Origin of the sequence: Collinsella sp. TF09-1AT (assembly GCF_003436895.1) — a bacterium.
In the GTDB taxonomy this organism is placed as follows: Bacteria; Actinomycetota; Coriobacteriia; order Coriobacteriales; family Coriobacteriaceae; genus Collinsella.
The window spans coordinates 158,321-173,979 of record NZ_QSRC01000002.1 but is presented as its reverse complement, the minus strand read 5'-3'; the positions used below and the strand labels follow the sequence as shown (position 1 = coordinate 173,979).

At 58.1% G+C, this 15,659-nt stretch carries 13 protein-coding genes; 4 read left to right on the top strand and 9 right to left on the bottom strand.

The genetic code is table 11. The features are described 5' to 3' along the window. The first annotated feature begins 22 nt into the window (after positions 1–22). On the top strand, positions 23–241 hold the full coding sequence (locus DXC90_RS02470; protein WP_099432713.1) for a helix-turn-helix domain-containing protein: 219 nt from the start codon (positions 23–25) through the stop codon (positions 239–241). Positions 242–263: 22 nt separating this feature from the next. Here DXC90_RS02470 and DXC90_RS02465 read toward each other — a convergent pair whose 3' ends face one another. After that, complete coding sequence (locus DXC90_RS02465; RefSeq protein ID WP_117734621.1) at positions 264–1,277, bottom strand: asparaginase; 1,014 nt, start codon at positions 1,275–1,277, stop codon at positions 264–266. Positions 1,278–1,544: 267 nt separating this feature from the next. On the opposite strand from DXC90_RS02465, the gene guaA reads away from it, so the two are divergent. Next, a complete protein-coding gene (gene guaA, locus DXC90_RS02460) occupies positions 1,545–3,143 on the top strand; it encodes a glutamine-hydrolyzing GMP synthase (protein WP_117583320.1) in 1,599 nt (532 codons plus the stop codon). Positions 3,144–3,348: 205 nt separating this feature from the next. On the opposite strand, the gene abc-f is transcribed toward guaA, so the two are convergent. After that, positions 3,349–4,818 carry a ribosomal protection-like ABC-F family protein gene (abc-f, locus tag DXC90_RS02455; RefSeq protein ID WP_117734620.1) on the bottom strand — a complete coding sequence of 490 codons (1,470 nt, stop codon included), beginning with the start codon at positions 4,816–4,818 and terminating at the stop codon, positions 3,349–3,351. 261 nt (positions 4,819–5,079) lie between these two features. Further along, positions 5,080–6,366 (bottom strand): MFS transporter, encoded by a 1,287-nt coding sequence (locus tag DXC90_RS02450; protein WP_117734619.1) that lies wholly within the window; start codon positions 6,364–6,366, stop codon positions 5,080–5,082. An 837-nt stretch (positions 6,367–7,203) separates the two neighbouring features. Here DXC90_RS02450 and DXC90_RS02445 point away from each other — a divergent pair. Beyond that, positions 7,204–7,371, top strand: a complete 168-nt coding sequence (locus tag DXC90_RS02445; protein ID WP_157966984.1) for a hypothetical protein — start codon at positions 7,204–7,206, stop codon at positions 7,369–7,371. A 782-nt stretch (positions 7,372–8,153) separates the two neighbouring features. Here the strand turns inward: DXC90_RS02445 and DXC90_RS02440 are convergent. From DXC90_RS02440 to DXC90_RS02405, 6 genes are all read right to left on the bottom strand, one after another. Next, entirely contained in the window at positions 8,154–8,828 is a 675-nt protein-coding gene (locus DXC90_RS02440) for a DUF3800 domain-containing protein (RefSeq protein WP_117734618.1), read from the bottom strand. A gap of 360 nt (positions 8,829–9,188) precedes the next feature. Beyond that, complete coding sequence (locus tag DXC90_RS02435) at positions 9,189–9,407, bottom strand: helix-turn-helix domain-containing protein (RefSeq protein WP_117734617.1); 219 nt, start codon at positions 9,405–9,407, stop codon at positions 9,189–9,191. Between the two features lie 1,011 nt (positions 9,408–10,418). Continuing rightward, positions 10,419–10,898 carry a DUF3021 family protein gene (locus DXC90_RS02425; protein ID WP_117734615.1) on the bottom strand — a complete coding sequence of 160 codons (480 nt, stop codon included), beginning with the start codon at positions 10,896–10,898 and terminating at the stop codon, positions 10,419–10,421. 1 nt (position 10,899) lies between these two features. Continuing rightward, complete coding sequence (locus DXC90_RS02420; RefSeq protein ID WP_117734614.1) at positions 10,900–11,364, bottom strand: LytTR family DNA-binding domain-containing protein; 465 nt, start codon at positions 11,362–11,364, stop codon at positions 10,900–10,902. Positions 11,365–12,461: 1,097 nt separating this feature from the next. After that, a complete protein-coding gene (locus tag DXC90_RS02410; protein ID WP_117734612.1) occupies positions 12,462–12,881 on the bottom strand; it encodes a YjdF family protein in 420 nt (139 codons plus the stop codon). Between the two features lie 505 nt (positions 12,882–13,386). Further along, on the bottom strand, positions 13,387–14,349 hold the full coding sequence (locus tag DXC90_RS02405; protein WP_117734611.1) for an Abi family protein: 963 nt from the start codon (positions 14,347–14,349) through the stop codon (positions 13,387–13,389). Between the two features lie 794 nt (positions 14,350–15,143). On the opposite strand from DXC90_RS02405, the gene DXC90_RS02400 reads away from it, so the two are divergent. After that, the gene (locus tag DXC90_RS02400; RefSeq protein ID WP_117734610.1) at positions 15,144–15,593 is read left to right on the top strand and encodes a hypothetical protein; all 450 of its coding nucleotides are present in this window, start codon (positions 15,144–15,146) and stop codon (positions 15,591–15,593) included. Positions 15,594–15,659 lie beyond the last annotated feature (66 nt).

Below are 15,659 nucleotides of genomic sequence, written 5' to 3'. Positions count from 1 at the left end.
GCTCCATTTCAAACTCGTCTGCATGGACGAACGTGCTAAACAGATTCTTGGCAGGCGGGTCGAAGAGACGCGCAGGGACCTTGGTATCTCCAAGGTCGATTTTTGTGTGGCAGCAGGAATCAGCCGCCCCTATCTCGACAGAATCGAAGATGGAACGGCAAATTTCACGCTCAAGGTTCTATTTAAGATCGCGCCCGCCCTTGGCATGACGGTGTCAGAGCTTCTCGAGGGTATCGAATAGGGGATACCCGTCGACAACTGAATTACGCCATCGGGACGCGGTCGTGGTTGACTTGGCTGTAGAACAGGCGCTGAATCTCGGCGGCATCGCGTGACTGGCCGAGTGCCCACATAGTCTTGGCCACGAGCGTCTCGGTGGTCATGTCATCGCCGCGCAGAATGCCCGGATGGTCGGCGTAAGCACGGCCGACCTCGTAAACACCCAGGTCAAGGCCCTCTTCGGGGACTTGCGTGGTCATAACGACGGTGCGGCCCGAATCGACCCAGCGGAAAATTGCCTCTTGGAACGACTCGCCGGACTCGCCGAACTCGGGGATGCCGCCAATGCCAAAGGTCTCCAGAATCACGGCGTCGTAGCTATCGGCCAGAGCGTCCAGAACGCCAGGGTTCACGCCGGGCGTGAGCTTGAGCACAAACACGCGTGGGTCGATGTGGTCGTAGAAGCGCACCGGGTTTTCGCCTTGATGCGTGCCGTGAAGCCCGCTGCGCACGATACGGTCGTTGCGGATATAGGCGATGGGCGGATAGTTGACGCTAATGAACGCGTTAAAGCTCATGGTGCGCTGCTTACGGGCGCGTGTGCCGGCAATGGCGACGCCGCCAAACACGATCGAGACGTCATGCGAGTGCTCGTCGAGCGCATAGAGCAGGCTCTGGTACAGGTTGAGCTTGGCGTCGGTAAAGGGATTGCCCATGGGCTTTTGCGAGCCGGTGAGCACGATGGGCTTGGGGCTGTCCTGAATCAGGTAGGAAAGCGCTGCCGCGGTGTAGCTCATGGTGTCGGTGCCGTGCAGAATCACGAAGCCGTCGTGGTCGGCATAACCCTCGACGATGACGTCGCGGATACGCATCCAGTCACTGGGGCGCATATTGGTGCTGTCGATGTTCATGGGCTGCACGACATTGAACTCGCAAAGACCCGAGATCTCGGGGACGCTCTGGGCGAGCTCCTCACCGGTCAGGGCGGGGGAGAGGCCATTGCCGTCCTCGGTCGATGCGATGGTGCCGCCCGTGGCGATGAGAAGGATGCGCTTCATGCTGGTATTCCTATCGTATTTGCCGCCGCAGAGGCGGGGTCGTTCGGCAGTATTGTGGCACAGGGCGTCCAATGTTCAAACGTATTACATCATCTGTAACGTTTAGTATCACTCCAATTGCCGTCAAATAGGGCACCGGTCGTGCGTTTGCCGTGCGCTGATGGCTGCGAGGGACGAGAAACCCCATATAACGTGTACACTATGAAAGTTATTTTCGTTCATTCACGCGGGTGGGCACCGGCTCCCCGCCAACAAGAGGGGGAAACCATGGATCAAAAGGCTTCCGCAAAGGTCCTCGTACTCGACTTTGGTGCGCAGTACGGTCAGCTCATTGCCCGTCGCGTCCGCGACCTCAACGTGTATTCCGAGATCGTTCCCTGCGACATCTCGGCCGATGAGATTCGCGAGATGAACGCCTCTGCGCTCATCCTTTCTGGCGGCCCGGCTTCTGTGTATGCCGAGGACGCTCCGTCCATCGATCCTGCCATCTTTGACCTGGGCCTTCCCGTCCTGGGCTTTTGCTACGGCCATCAGATCACGGCCGTGACGCTCGGCGGCAAGGTCGGTCACTCCGAGGTGGGCGAGTACGGCCGCGCTACCATTACGCGCACGGCTGGCGCCAAGCTCTTTAACTCCACGCCCATGGAGCAGACCGTGTGGATGAGCCACCGCGACGCCGTTTCCGAGGTGCCCGAAGGCTTTACCGTCACCGCCAGCACCGACGTGTGCCCGGTTGCCGCCATGGAGTGCGTTGAGCGCAAGATCTTCACTACGCAGTTCCACCCCGAGGTCAAGCATTCCGAGTACGGTCAGCAGCTGCTGAGCAACTTCCTGTTTGAGATCTGCGGCCTGGAGCCCAACTGGAGCATGGACAACCTGGTCGAGACCATGACGGCCGAGTTCCGCGAGAAGGTCGGCGACGACCGCGTGATTCTGGCCCTGTCCGGTGGCGTCGACTCTTCCGTCGTGGCTGCGCTGGGCGCCCGCGCCGTGGGCAAGCAGATGACCTGCGTGTTCATCAACCACGGCCTGCTGCGCAAGGGCGAGCCCGAGCAGGTGGAGGAGGTCTTCACCAAGCAGTTCGACGTCGACTTTATTCACGTCCACGCCGAGGACCGCTATGCCGAACTTCTGGCCGGTGTGACCGAGCCCGAGGAGAAGCGCCGTATCATCGGCACGCAGTTCTGGAAAGAGTTCTTCGCTGTGGCCCAGCAGCTCGAGTGCGATGGCAAGCCGGTCAAGTACCTGGCTCAGGGCACCATCTACCCCGACATCATCGAGTCCGGCGCTCGTAAGACGGGCGGCAAGACGGCCACCATCAAGAGCCATCACAACCTGATCCCGTTCCCCGAGGGCGTGCACTTCGACCTCATCGAGCCGCTCGACCACTTCTTTAAGGACGAGGTCCGCGCACTTGGTCTGGCGCTGGGCCTGCCGGGCCACATCGTGTTCCGTCAGCCTTTCCCGGGCCCGGGTCTGGCCATCCGCATCATCGGCGCGGTCGATAAGGAGAAGCTCGAGATTCTCAAGAACGCCGACGCTATCGTGCGCGAGGAGCTCGACGCCTACAACCAGCGCCTGTTTGAGCAGACCGGCGAGCGCAACTCCGAACACAGCTGCTGGCAGTATTTTGCGGTCCTGCCCGACATTAAGTCCGTCGGCGTTATGGGTGACGAGCGTACCTATCAGCGTCCGATTATCCTGCGCGCCGTCGAGTCCAGCGACGCCATGACCGCCGACTGGGCCAAGCTGCCCTATGACGTTCTGGCCCGCATCTCCGGCCGCATCGTGGCCGAGGTTCCCGGCGCCAACCGCGTGTGCTACGACATCACGTCCAAGCCGCCCGCGACCATCGAGTGGGAGTAGGACGACAGGGTTCTGACCTGCGATTTTGAGTGCCGCACTATGCCGCTGAGTTTCGTTTCGTACGAGAGTCATGACAAAGCCACCAGCGACGGAGATGAGTAAAAGCGATTAAAGAGCCTCCGTTCCCTGCGTTGGGACGGAGGCTCTTTCTTTGCCGTTTTACTCCCTTGTCTCCGTTCGGGGATTATTTCTTGCTCATTTAGGGCTATTCGCGCTGAAAGATTTTGACTAGCTTGGTGTCCTTTATTTCGTAAATAATGTCTGCGACGTTCTCGACCAGCCTCTTATCGTGGGAGACGAACACTATCGTTCCGGCATAGGCGCTCATCATCTGCTCGAGGGCTTCGGCGCTCTTGATGTCCAGGTAATTTCCAGGCTCGTCCATGAGCAAGATGTTGTATCTGCCCAGCAGCATCTTCGCGAGCAGCAGCTTGATGACTTCGCCTCCCGAGAGAACGCCAACGTCCTTTGCCAGGTCACGCGGTCCGATTCCCATAGAGGCGAGGATGCTTCGGATTTCGGTCATGCTGTACTCGCAACCATCCTGCATGAACGAGATCGCAGACTGACGGGCGTCGAACTTGTAGCCTGTTTGCTCGAAGTAACCGATCTCTGCCTTGGGAGAGATGTTGATACCGTCGGCGCGTCGAGCGATTGCCTTCAGCAGGCTGGTCTTTCCTGTACCGTTGCCACCGGTGATGGCCACTTTGGCACCGAGCGGTATCTCGAATTTCGCGTGGTCATAGAGCATGCAGTTGCCGAAGCTCAAGTTGAAATCGTCTGCCGAGATGGGAAATTTACTATGCAGTTCCAGGGCCTTGCTCTGGCGGAACCGCACGGTGCGAATGCTGTCAGGGGCCTCAATCCCTTCGAGCGCTTCGAGGCGCTTCTCCATGTTCTTAGCCGCCTGGTACATCCTCTTCTGTTTGGTGCCGGTTGCTTTCTGATGTCCCAATCGACCTGCATTCTCGTTGCTTTTCTTTGCGCCCTTCTGCTTGGCGTCGACCTGCCGTGCTTTTTTCCGTTGTTTTTCGATGGCGGCTTCAAGGCGCTCGCGCTCGCGCATCGCCTCTTCGTATCGAGCCGCCTGAACTTTGCGCTCTTCTTCTTTCTGTCGCAGATAGTCGGAGTAGTCACCCCAGAATTCGGAAATACCGCCGTCTTTGAGCTCCCAGATCTTGTCCACTACCTGATCGAGAAAATAACGGTCATGGCTCACAATGAGCAGGGCTCCATCAAATGCCTTGAGTTGTCCGACGAGAAGACTGATGCCGTCTTGGTCGAGGTGGCTCGTAGGCTCATCAGCAAAGATCGCGCTTGCCTGCTGGGAGAGCGCAGAGGCAATCTTGGCGCGTGTCTCCTCTCCGCCGCTCATCGTCTCCTGCGCCACTCCGGCGACGTTGAGACGGGAGAGCATCTCACCACTGCCCTGAGCCGCATCAAGGTCGAGTTCATCGAGTTGGCCGATGAGGGCAATGCTGCCGAAACGCCTGACGTCGGCGTCCGCAATGGTAAGATTGCCGCTCAGAATTTTAAGCAGGCTGGTTTTGCCTGCGCCATTGTCTCCCACCAAGCCGATGCGATCGTAGGAGTAGATTTCCAACTCTTCGATATCTAGGATATCGCGGCCGGCATATTCCAAAAAGATGTCTTTAGCTTTGACTATGAGTTCCATAGGTTGAACCGCCTTTTGTGTATTAGCGTTTTACTGGAAGCGCAGCCATGCCAAAAAAGATTGCTCACGTCGATTTTTCGCCTTTGCCCAATTGCCGGCGCGAGCGTTTTGGCCTTGCGCAAGCCGGCAAATCCGAAAATGATAGTTGGCGACGAATAAGGAGCGCGATGTGGGATGTCAGTGCAATACCTCGTCGTCGCAAGGGCTTGAAGGCTGACGCTTGAACCGATGGCTGCTGCCTCTTTTTTTCGAATACTTGGGCTATTGAATCTGCCCGGTATCTCTTTTCCCCACGTTTCGGACGCTCGGAGCAAGCAGCATAGCCATCGCAAGCAGTACCATGGTCGCTCCAGAGCCGACGAACCATAACGGAGCTCCAAGCAGATCCGCAAAAACGGAGGGGGCTGCGAGGCCCATGGGCATGGCCCAAGCCATGATGGTTCCGTAGAGGCCGAAAACGCGGCCTAGGTACTCAGAAGGTATCTGCTCCTGCATAAGGGCAGTCTGGGTTCCCGCGTACAACGGGGAGCATGCGCCCATAAGAAAGCTCACCGGCAGGAAAGCAGCGAACAATGACGGGCCGAGCGATCCGGATACGATTGCGGCAATGCCGAAGCCGGCAATCGCGGCGACCATGGTGAACGACCTATTGCGGAACCCTCCCGTAACCGCCAAGATACCGGACCCAGCCAGCATGCCTGCAGAAAAAAGGATTTCCACCAAAGCGGCATCCCCCGTGCTACCGCCAAAATGCCCCAAGGTCATTATTGGGAACAATGCCGCGAGCGGAGAGAACGCGAAAGCGAAGACGAACCCGCACCAAAGAAGGGCGAACAGCCCCCTGTACCCCCTAATCAGCTTGTAGCCGTCCGAAATCTCAGAGAAGAGCTCTCGAACCTTATTGGAAAAGGACAAGCTGCGGTCGGCTTCGTCGAGGCTCCCTGCGTCTATCTGTGCGGCGAGGATGGCTAAAGAAGCGAAAAGCGCTCCCAGCACGTCGAGGACAATCATAGCGGTAATACCCGCCACGGGATAAATCACTGCTGCAAGCGCGGCGCCAAGAATGTATCCGCCGGACTGAATCGCCTGAGTCACCCCCGATAGGCGAACGAGATGCTCCGGTGGGGCGAGATGGGGCGTGAGAGATTGGGAGGCTGGCGTGTAGAACGAAGTACCAACTGCACGGAGAAACAGGGTGATGAGAATTAGCCATGCAGGTAAGCTGCCGGCCAACGAGGCAATCGCCAAGGCGGCACCCACCGCGGCAATGAAGAGGTCGGCGCCGATGAGGACACGTTTCAAAGGCAGTCTGTCGACAACGGCGCCCGCAAGGATTCCGAACAAAGCAATCGGCAGAAAGCCTGCCAGCGATGCTAAGGAGAGGAGAGAAGACGACCCTGTCGTGAGGGCGAGATGCCAAATAAGACCCATTTGGAGAATCGAACTCGTCAATGTCGAAACGAGCTCGCCGCCCCATACGAAACAAAGCTTGAATTGCCATGAATGGCACAGCAGAGCAGACCTGCCCCGAGAGGTTTCAAATATCATGGTTATGTCCAATCGTGAAATGGCGTGCAGAAAAACAGCGCGACGCCACAACAGCGCCGCTTTCTAGGCGCTCATCCACGTGCGGAAAAGACCAACCACGACACCCCTCCTTTGTTAATTCGGTCTGGCAAACCATGTAATATTAACGAGGCTTGAGTTTGCCTGTCAAGAATCGACCATCGGAAAGCGCAGTCCTCTCTGGCCATTCGATTCCTTTTGTATCTATGGTTGCATAGGTGACCCGCCAGGGCTATTACGCGTGGAAGAGGCGCCTGCCGAGCTGGCCGATGAGGCGCTGAAGATGGCCCTGGTCAGGCGAAACGATCCCAAGGGATGCGTACATCATTCGGATAGTAAGAATGTTGCCAGCAGGTTTTGCGGCAACCGCAAAGGAGCCGTATCCTGCAGCTGGAATCACGTTGCAGCATCCTGACCCGCATTCCGATTGGCGGACGGCCCGCTTCGGCATCCTGACCAGCACAGCGATCGAGCCTTGTCATTCCTTGGATATGCCGGTTGCTCGGGGCGGTCCCGACGGAGGCCCTCGCCTCCCCGGTCCGTGACCCAAGAAGGGCAAGCATGCTGATCTGCATGGCTGGTTCCTCCTTTATGTAGACGACCATGCAAAGAAGGGACAACCGAGGAGGCAGGTTACTGATGCGGGCTCCCGCACGCCCATGACTACCCGACGGGCTGTTTTTCATCTCCGATGCCCGCATTGCAGCATGAACGAATGTGCCTCGACATCTCTGCTGGCATGGTACGACTGGGATCGCACCTCGACGCATCCTTGCGCATACTGCCTTCCAAGTTTCGAAACCGGGAAGGAAAGTGTATGTGAGCGACGATATCGGCGCCGATTCGACGCTCGAGAGGGAGATTGCGCCGATTCTATCCATCGGGGATGCATTCCCGAAGATTCTCATCACTCGCACGAGGCATGAGCCCCATACCCGGGAGGGCGTGCTCGTGCTGAATTTCGCGAGGTGGCTGCTTGGCGGGTAGGGTTCTGAACGTCGCATTGGGATATCGCGCGACAGGGCACGCAGGGCTGTTTGTGCCCGCACGGGAAACGCCGTCGCCATGCGGGCGGCCTGTCGTGTCCGATTAGCCTTTTGCTAAACAGGCTTACGCCAACTCATGGGCAAGCCACCTGAGACTATTCACTTTGCTTATCGTTGACAAAGACCTGTGGCCTGCGGTTTTGTGAACGGCTCGTAAGCCACCCGCGTCGACTCACTTACTGTTGAAGCTGGTGGTTTGCAGGCTCAAAGGCGGTTGAGTTTCAAAACGGGCGTTTTTCGGCGATATCGAGCCTCCAAAGGCGGCTCTCCGTGCCCCTTGGGACAAAAATAAAAACTCAATACTCTGAGTTTGAAAATGGTTTTTGAAGTTGTCCCAGCTTTTGTCCCCGAAGCCGATGAAACGCGACGTCGCGTCATTCAGCGGCACTCACTTCGAGATGCCGCCGAAAACTGGGTGCAACTGGAGTGACGAGACGGCAAAACTATAACCACCGAGTGGGAATAAGCGATATTCGTTGATTTCAAGCCTCCGAACTGCGACAACAGGTCGGAGGCTTCTTATTTTGCAACCTCTGTGCAACCTTTGCGGTTTCGCGCCCCGTGAACAGGGAGCGTAGCACTGTTCACGTCTGAGCCGATGTCGGCATCGATCATTGCCCGCGCTGCTTCTGCTTGCGCTTCAGCTTCCGCTGCTCGAAGCACGTCGCCCGGAGTTCCCCGCCAGAGGAGAGCTGACCGTTCCTTGCGAAACCGCGAGACCAGCTATATCCGCTTGCTGCGGGCTTGCTTGAGCCAGTTCCTCTTGAAAGGGCCTATACCTCCGAAGAACTTGTTGTACGTCTCACCGTTCTCCTTGGCTTCGTACTTGACCAAGGCAAGTTCGATAGCGCAGAGGTAATCCGCCACTTGCTCGAGGCGGTAGTCGGTCATCGAGGTCTTGCGGCGTCGGACGACCCCTTTTGAGAGGATTTTGCCCACCGAGCGGTCGAGCGCCTGCTTGACAATGTCCTGACCGTTGTCGTAATAGACCTTCACATCGTCGAAGGACTGGAAGAAGCCCAGGTGTTCAATCATGGCGGAGGAGATGTCGCGCCCCATGCGCTCCATTAGCCTTGCCGGGTCTTCGAACTGGCTGCGGCGGTAGACGAACGTGATATAGGAAATGGGAAGTTTGCGGACGAACGAGGAGAAGTAGGCGAGCATCACCTTGCGCTGCTCGATGTTAAGAAACTCATAATCCTTGTGCCCGTTCATGAGGGGCTCGGAGTGGAACGGGATATTGGGGAGGTCGGCCCTGGCGAGTTTTGACTCATAGCCCGTGACCGCTTCGGCGATACTGTCTGCCTGATCGTGAAAGACGAGTGTGAGCAGGTAGTAGCGAGCTTTGCCGCCGCGGTCGCCGCTCTCGTCGACAAAGATGCTGAGCTCCTTGGCCAATGGGGACTCCTAATGGAATGGATAAAAAAATAGCCGGGGGACTCCCCCGGCACTTGGAGGTAGCTCAATGAGCCACCAACAACCTTATAGCATGCGCTGACAGTGAATACAAGAGGGGAGCGGGACGAAGCTGCTGTTGATAGTGCCCCTGAAATAGATTTGCAGCTTCTTCAAGATTACGGAACACGAGAATTGATCGTCGGAGCTGGCTTGCGATAACAACCCGAAGCTTGCCTTTGTCTGTCCGAACCTGATTCAGAGGCGCAGTGACACCATCCACGAAGGCGTGCCTGAGCTCCTTTCGTCTCGAGGCTCCCTCACGTGCCCGGCCGCGGGCGGCTCCCGGGGCGGTCGCCGCCGTCATTTCCGGCCGCTCCTCGACTCGATGTAGGCGTCCACGGACGCCCTCGAAACCAGGAGCTTCCTGCCGAGCCTGTACGAGTCGATCTCCCCCGACCAGATGAGGTCGTACGCCTTGTTTCGGCTTGCCCTCATGTACTCCTGCATCTCGATTACCGTCATCCATTCGTCGCGGTCTTGGTTGCCCTCGGGCGCGACGCATTCGGCTGTGCGTGCCATGGTTCCTCCAATCTTCCCGCACGGCACCGCGCGAGCACCCCGCACGGCACCGTGTCCCTTTTCGTCTGCACGACGATTGAACCACCTGATTGCGGTTGGCGTGTCCGACGGGAGCGGAGACGGGTCGAGGTAGGTCGAGCTGGTCGGGTCTTCACGAAACGGCCATGAGCCGCGTGCCTTAGCTCGCGGCCAAGTCCCTGAAAAGTAAAAGGCGCCCATGCGGGCGCCTGCCTAGGATCGAAGTTTGTTTGGTTGTGGTCGGAATGCTCGTCTTCCGCGGTGCTGTCGTCCGGGGTCCGGCATCTGTCGTTCGCCTCTTCTGTCGTGTTTGATGTTGCGTGTTATGCGAGCGACCTTTCGCGGGCCTGCCGGCCCGTTGCCCCAGGTGCACCCGGGTAAATGGTACCCATCCGTTGGGACATGGCCTGACTAGGAAGATGATTATGCTGCGGGAAAAAGGACGAGCGGCGTGGCTTGAGAAGCAACCATGGGCGTCCCTATGGCCTGACCAGCCATAAATTGCGACGAGCTCGCGTTACCGCAACATACGAGGTGACTGCTCGGCGAGCAGGGGTTCTGAGCGCAGCGTGGGGCTATCGCGGGGTTCTCCCGGATGAGAAACAGCCGAGGGAAACGGCCCGGCACTTGGAAACCCTCCTGGCGGATAATCATCAACTTCATATCATCGCCCGCACAGGAGTATCCGCCCCTCGGTATGACTGCGGTGGAGGAAGTTTCGCCATCGTCTATGCTGGACACGAGGTCGTCTTCCTCCAATCCGATCAGGCTGACCGAGCAATCAGCACCTGGATCGACATTCCCCTGCACATGAACCCGCTTATGCGCGCAAACGAGGGCTACAAGGGCATGACCGCGCAGGAAGCGCTTGGGGTAGCGAACGGGGCCGAGCATCGCCCTGCGCCGGCCTTGGCATCAGGCCCTCGCGCTGGGCGGTAATCCGAGGATCGGGAGTAAGGATTTGCCCAGCATCGATAATGCTCAGCTATACCCTTATTCCGTCTCCCTGCTCTTGCGGTATTCCGCGAGCCTGTCGTTCAATTCGCGGGTCTCGCGGCTCAGCTTGGCGTTGAAAGCAAGAGTGAGGACCGCCAGGATGGCGAGATAGACAACCGTGAAGGTAACCCACGCCCCGGGGTTGTCCGCGGAAACCCAAGCAAAGACAAACGCCAATGCACAGAGGGCTGCGTAGAGGCAAACGCTGAACAGCACCAGGCGCGCGGGATACGCCATCCGTCTGATCACCGCGGGCGTGAAGAACACGAACTGCAGCGCGGGGACGGTGACGCACGCGGCGAGAATCGACCAGCAATAGTTAATGCCCTGCTTGGCGGCGTCATCAGCGAAACAAGTCCCTAATGCCAAGAAGGCTATCATGGCGACAGTGAAGCCGATACAGGTGCTTTTCACGAGTTGTCCGAGGTTTTCCACGGGCGTCTTTTTATCGGTGTCGATAATGTCCCTGTTAATCATTTCAGTCTTCCTTCCTTCGTTTCGACTGCTTCAGACCGAGCTTCGATTTGACGTCGGGCGCATACTGGCGCGAGATAACGACCTGCTCACCGTTTTCCAGGGTGGCGATGATCCTGCCGTTGACGTCGGGCTTGAGGGCGGTGATCGCGCGGAAGTTGACGATGCAACCTTTCGCGATGCGCAGGAAGTCGCAGTCCGCCAGGAGCTCCTCCATCTCGTAAAGGCGCAGGCCCGTCTCGAGAACCGTGTCGGCCGTATAAATGAACGTGTGCTTGTCGACCGACTCGATGAACAGGACGTCTTCTGCGCTCAGCACGCGCGTGCAGCCGTCGGCCGTGCCCGTCACCTTCCTGTCAAGCATGCGCAGCCGAGCCGCTATATCAAGCACGCGGCGATCGACCCTTACACAGACGATCGTGACTTCTATATCTTGAGCTGCTTCTCGCTCTTCGATTGTGATCTTCATGCGTCCTCCTTTCGGACTGCTCTCATGCTAGCTGACGAAGATAGCTGAACCTTCGGCGTTTAACCAAGCTGCGCTGTCGAGGAACCAAGATGCAGGCTGGGCGAGCTGAACAGCAAGAGAGACCGTAGTCACGCATCCTCGGATCGAGCCCGAAACAGCAATCCTTGCCGCTCATGAACACCGGCACGTGAAACGCTATGCTCAAGAGCACTTAGCTCGAAACCCCTCGCATGCAGCTATCGAATCCGGGATGCTGTCCGATTGGTCGTGCACGACGACGGGCGTACAATAGGCGGAAACCAACAAGAACCTGCCCTCCATGCCAACTCCGCCACCTGACGTGATGGGCGATCCGATTGCTCTTCTGGATTGCCTTGAGAAGAACGCTGGCGGAATCACCGAGCAGGACTCCAAGGGGACTGCATTTCTTCGTGTGGTTCCTATTGCCAAACCCCGCCCCCAGTTGGAAGCCATCTTAGGCATATCAGCCTTGGGGACGGTGTTGTGACTCATATCGGCCAGTCTTCGCTCGACGGAGTCGGCGTTTACGTTAGCGTCGAGTTCGGGAGCGCATTGAGGTCATTCGCATTTCCTCATGCATTTGAAAGTGGAATCGTTGAACTCTTGGGTGGATAAGCCACCTGCGACGATTCTTTCGGTCATCGCTCTTGTGCATCTCATCTGACCTGCGGAAATGCAAGGCGGCAAAGCCGCTGGCTACGATTCACTTTGCTAAACAGGCGTCAAAAAGGGAAAACAGCCGTTTTGGCACCCCTTTCGAGCGGTTCCGGGCCTCAAAGCCTTGTCGTTTTTGTCCCCGGGACAAAAATGAAACTGCGAGCTTGCGGTTTCGAAATAGTTTGCGAATTTGTCCCAGGGTTTGTCCCAAACGCCTACGCGAGGACACGCGGAGGGATTCGGCGGCAAGGTGGACAAATCGACAACCAAACTAGACCCAATTGGAATGTCGCCACGGCAAATGGACTTGAAAGAGTTGGAATAGAACATACGTTCTGTATAACGTTATAGCACCAGGTGGCAGGCGTAGTTTCAATCGAAGCTACGCCTGCTGCTATATATACTGGTCGATAGCGGTATCAATGACCGCGATGCTTCTGTTTGCGCTTCAGCTTCCGTTGCTCGAAGCGCGCCTCCGCCTCATCCGCGCGGCGTTGGCTTCTTGTATGAGCCGACGCCTGCTTCATCGCTTCCCGTTGTGCCGCGAGCGCCTGTTGTGCCTTGGTGCTCACTGCCGGCCGCTTAAGGGCCTTCGCCGCCTCGCGGGCGCGCCGCTTGGGGTTCTTCGCGGGCTTGCTCGCCTCGGTCGGATTGTCGCCGAAGAACGAGAGCTTCTCCCATTTGCCGACAACGAACTGCAGGATCTCCTCATCGGATGGCTCCGCGCCGAAGACGATGCGGGCGACGCCGTATCTGCCGTTCTCGACATGCTCCGCCAGCCCGACCCAGAATTGGCCGTCGTGATATACGGTCAGGGTGGACGACACGCTGATCTGCATGGTTGGTTCCTCCTTTATGTAGATGACCATGCAGAGAAGGGACAACCAAGGAGGCAGGTTACTGATGCGGATATCCGCACGCCCACGACTACCCGACGGGGACTGTGTTTTCATCTCTGATGTCCGCATTGTAGCACGCGCGGATTTACGATGTTGATCGCCGGCGCCTAGACAGAGATGAAGGCGGTTCGATCTAGGTCAAGCCGGTCACTCGTTCATGAAGCGGCCGATTCCCTGAAAATAAAAGGCGCCCACGAGGACACCTACAGGCTATCTTCGAACTACTTGGTTTGGGGCAGACGGAGGAAAAAAATAGGGCAGAATCGCTCTCACGATCCCGCCCCGCAAACCCGAGGGTTTCTAACCGGCTCCATTATTCCGGGCTTCTCAGTTCTGTCATTGACCCAGGTATCACCCGTCTCCTATAGCGAGTGAATATAAAAATAGGGCAGAGTCGCTTGCGCAAGTCCGCCCCTAAAACCGTGAAGGTTTTGCTATCTGCAGGCTATTCTACCAACCCGAGCGATTCTGTCAACCTGCGAAGGAACTCGAGCGCGGAGCGAGCTGCGGCGTCGGGCCCCTTGTCGGGCAGCGCCTCGGTTCCGCCGTCGGCCCTGGCGAACATCTCGGCGAGCTCGGATGCGGCGCGCGAGCGCGAGGAGCCCTCGGGTACCAAGCCGGAGTGCGCCACGAGCACGGTCGCGACCTCCTGCATGGCCGTATTCCCCATCCACTTCCTCCTGGTCGCCTTGGGAATTCCCACGGCGGCGACCCTTCGGGAGACACCGCTGGACGCCGAGCCCCGGGCGGCGCCCCTCTCGGCGAAGCAGTTGATCAGGCACGAGCCGTGCGCGGCGCAGTTGCGGACGGACTTCACGCGCTTGAGGTCGTAGTGGGAGGCCTCGAGGCGCCTGTCGTCCCATCGCCTGGCGCAGAAGCGCACGAAGTCGATGAGGGTGCCGAACGAGGTGAGCTCAAGGAAGGCCCAGGCGGGCATGTCGCCGGAGTACTTCGCGTAGAGGCTCGAGCTGTAGGGGCTGCGGCCGCTCATCTTGAGCTCGCGCAGGCGGTACTCCCTGTTTGCAGTGGTAAGCGATGCCATATAGTCGGCCACGATGGCGTAGCCGTCCTCTCCGCGGTCCTCCATCTCGCGAAGCAGTGTCACCTTCTGGAAATGCTCGATGTCGAGCGTCATGCCGAGCAGGGCGTGGCGCAGCTCCTGGTCGAGCGCCGCGAGCAGGCGCAGCTGGCCGAAGTCGAGGTCTACGTAGCGGCCGTCGCGCGGGCCTCCCTCGTATTTCGAGAAGAGTTTGCGGTAGGATGCGAGCTTGAAGAAGTTGCACTTGTCACGCAGGTAGTCCGCGGCCTCTTCCTCGGAACACAGCTCGAAGGCTACGCCCTTCTGCTTGAGGTGCTCTATCTGCTGCTCGATCGTGAGGATCGGCTTCCTATCGTGGGGTTCGGCCATGCTCGGTCTCCTGTCATAAAAAGTATTGCCTATTTTACCAGCATGTTCTCGACATTCGATGGAGGCCTCATCGTCGACTCATGGGCAAGCCGCCTGATACGACTCCCTTTCCCTGTCAGCAGCGCAGTCGCCTGACCTGCGGCTTTGGAATCGCGTTGGAAGCCGCCCGCGACCAATCATTTGCAGTTGTTGCGAGTGGCTTGCGCGTGATGCTGCGGTTGAGTTTCAGAAACGGGCGATTCCGCCCAATCGGGCACCCGAATCACGGCCGGAAGCTCCTTTGGGACAAAAACAAAAACTCAATGCCCTGAGTTTGAAAAAAAGTTTTGAGGTTGTCCCAACTTTTGTCCACGAAGCCGACGAAACGCGACATCGCGTCATTCGGCGGCACGCGTTCCGTGTCGATGCCGAAAACTGGGTGCAACTGGAATGACGGGACGACAGAACCGAAGCCATCGAGTGGGAATAGAAAATACCTTAGTTATGGGGGTATAAATTGGATTTCCTTTAGGATGCACCCCCATAACTATATGAATTGACCTGCTGACTCCAATGAAGATTGGTGGGTAACTGCCAGGGGTGGCGGCCCAGCGAGTGTTGTTTTGCGAGCTATGCGCATTGAAAGCGACCTTTCGTGGTATAAACTACTTGCCGGAAGCCGCGGCTTTCAGAGTACGGCTTACGTGTACGTTTAACCTCCGTGGGCGACGGGGTGCCGCAAGGCGTAGAATATCGCCCACCTGTAGGGGCCTGCAGCGATGCGGGCCCCGCTTCGTATGAAGGGGGCGTAACCGATGAAGATCGTATCCATCTCCCAGGACTTCTTCGACCTCGTCGAGGGCGACCGCGAGCTCATGCTTAAGCACAATCTCCCCTGCATCGTGGTGGTGAGGCTGCGTTTCCGCGGGAAGCGCAGGGACTTCGCCGTGCCGCTGCGTTCCAACATCGCCCCCAACGTGCCCAAAGACCAGTACTTTGCGTTGCCACCCCGCCCCACGACGCGCCCCGGCTGCCGCCACGGCATCCACTACATCAAGATGTTCCCCATAACCAAGTCCTACCAGCGTCGCTTCAGGACCGAGGGCTCGGCCTACTACGAGACGCTCCAGCGCATCATCGACGGCAACACCAAGCGCATTGTCTCCGAGTGCCAGGCGTACCTCGACCGCTACGAGCGCGAAGGAAGGCCCCGCTTCGCCGTCGACATCGACCGCATCGTGGGCCTGCTGGAGGGCGAGAAGTAGGGCACCTCGGCTCAATCCCGAGCCATGCGGAACCGCTTCACATTTTTGAACGCCGCGCGCCCCAAA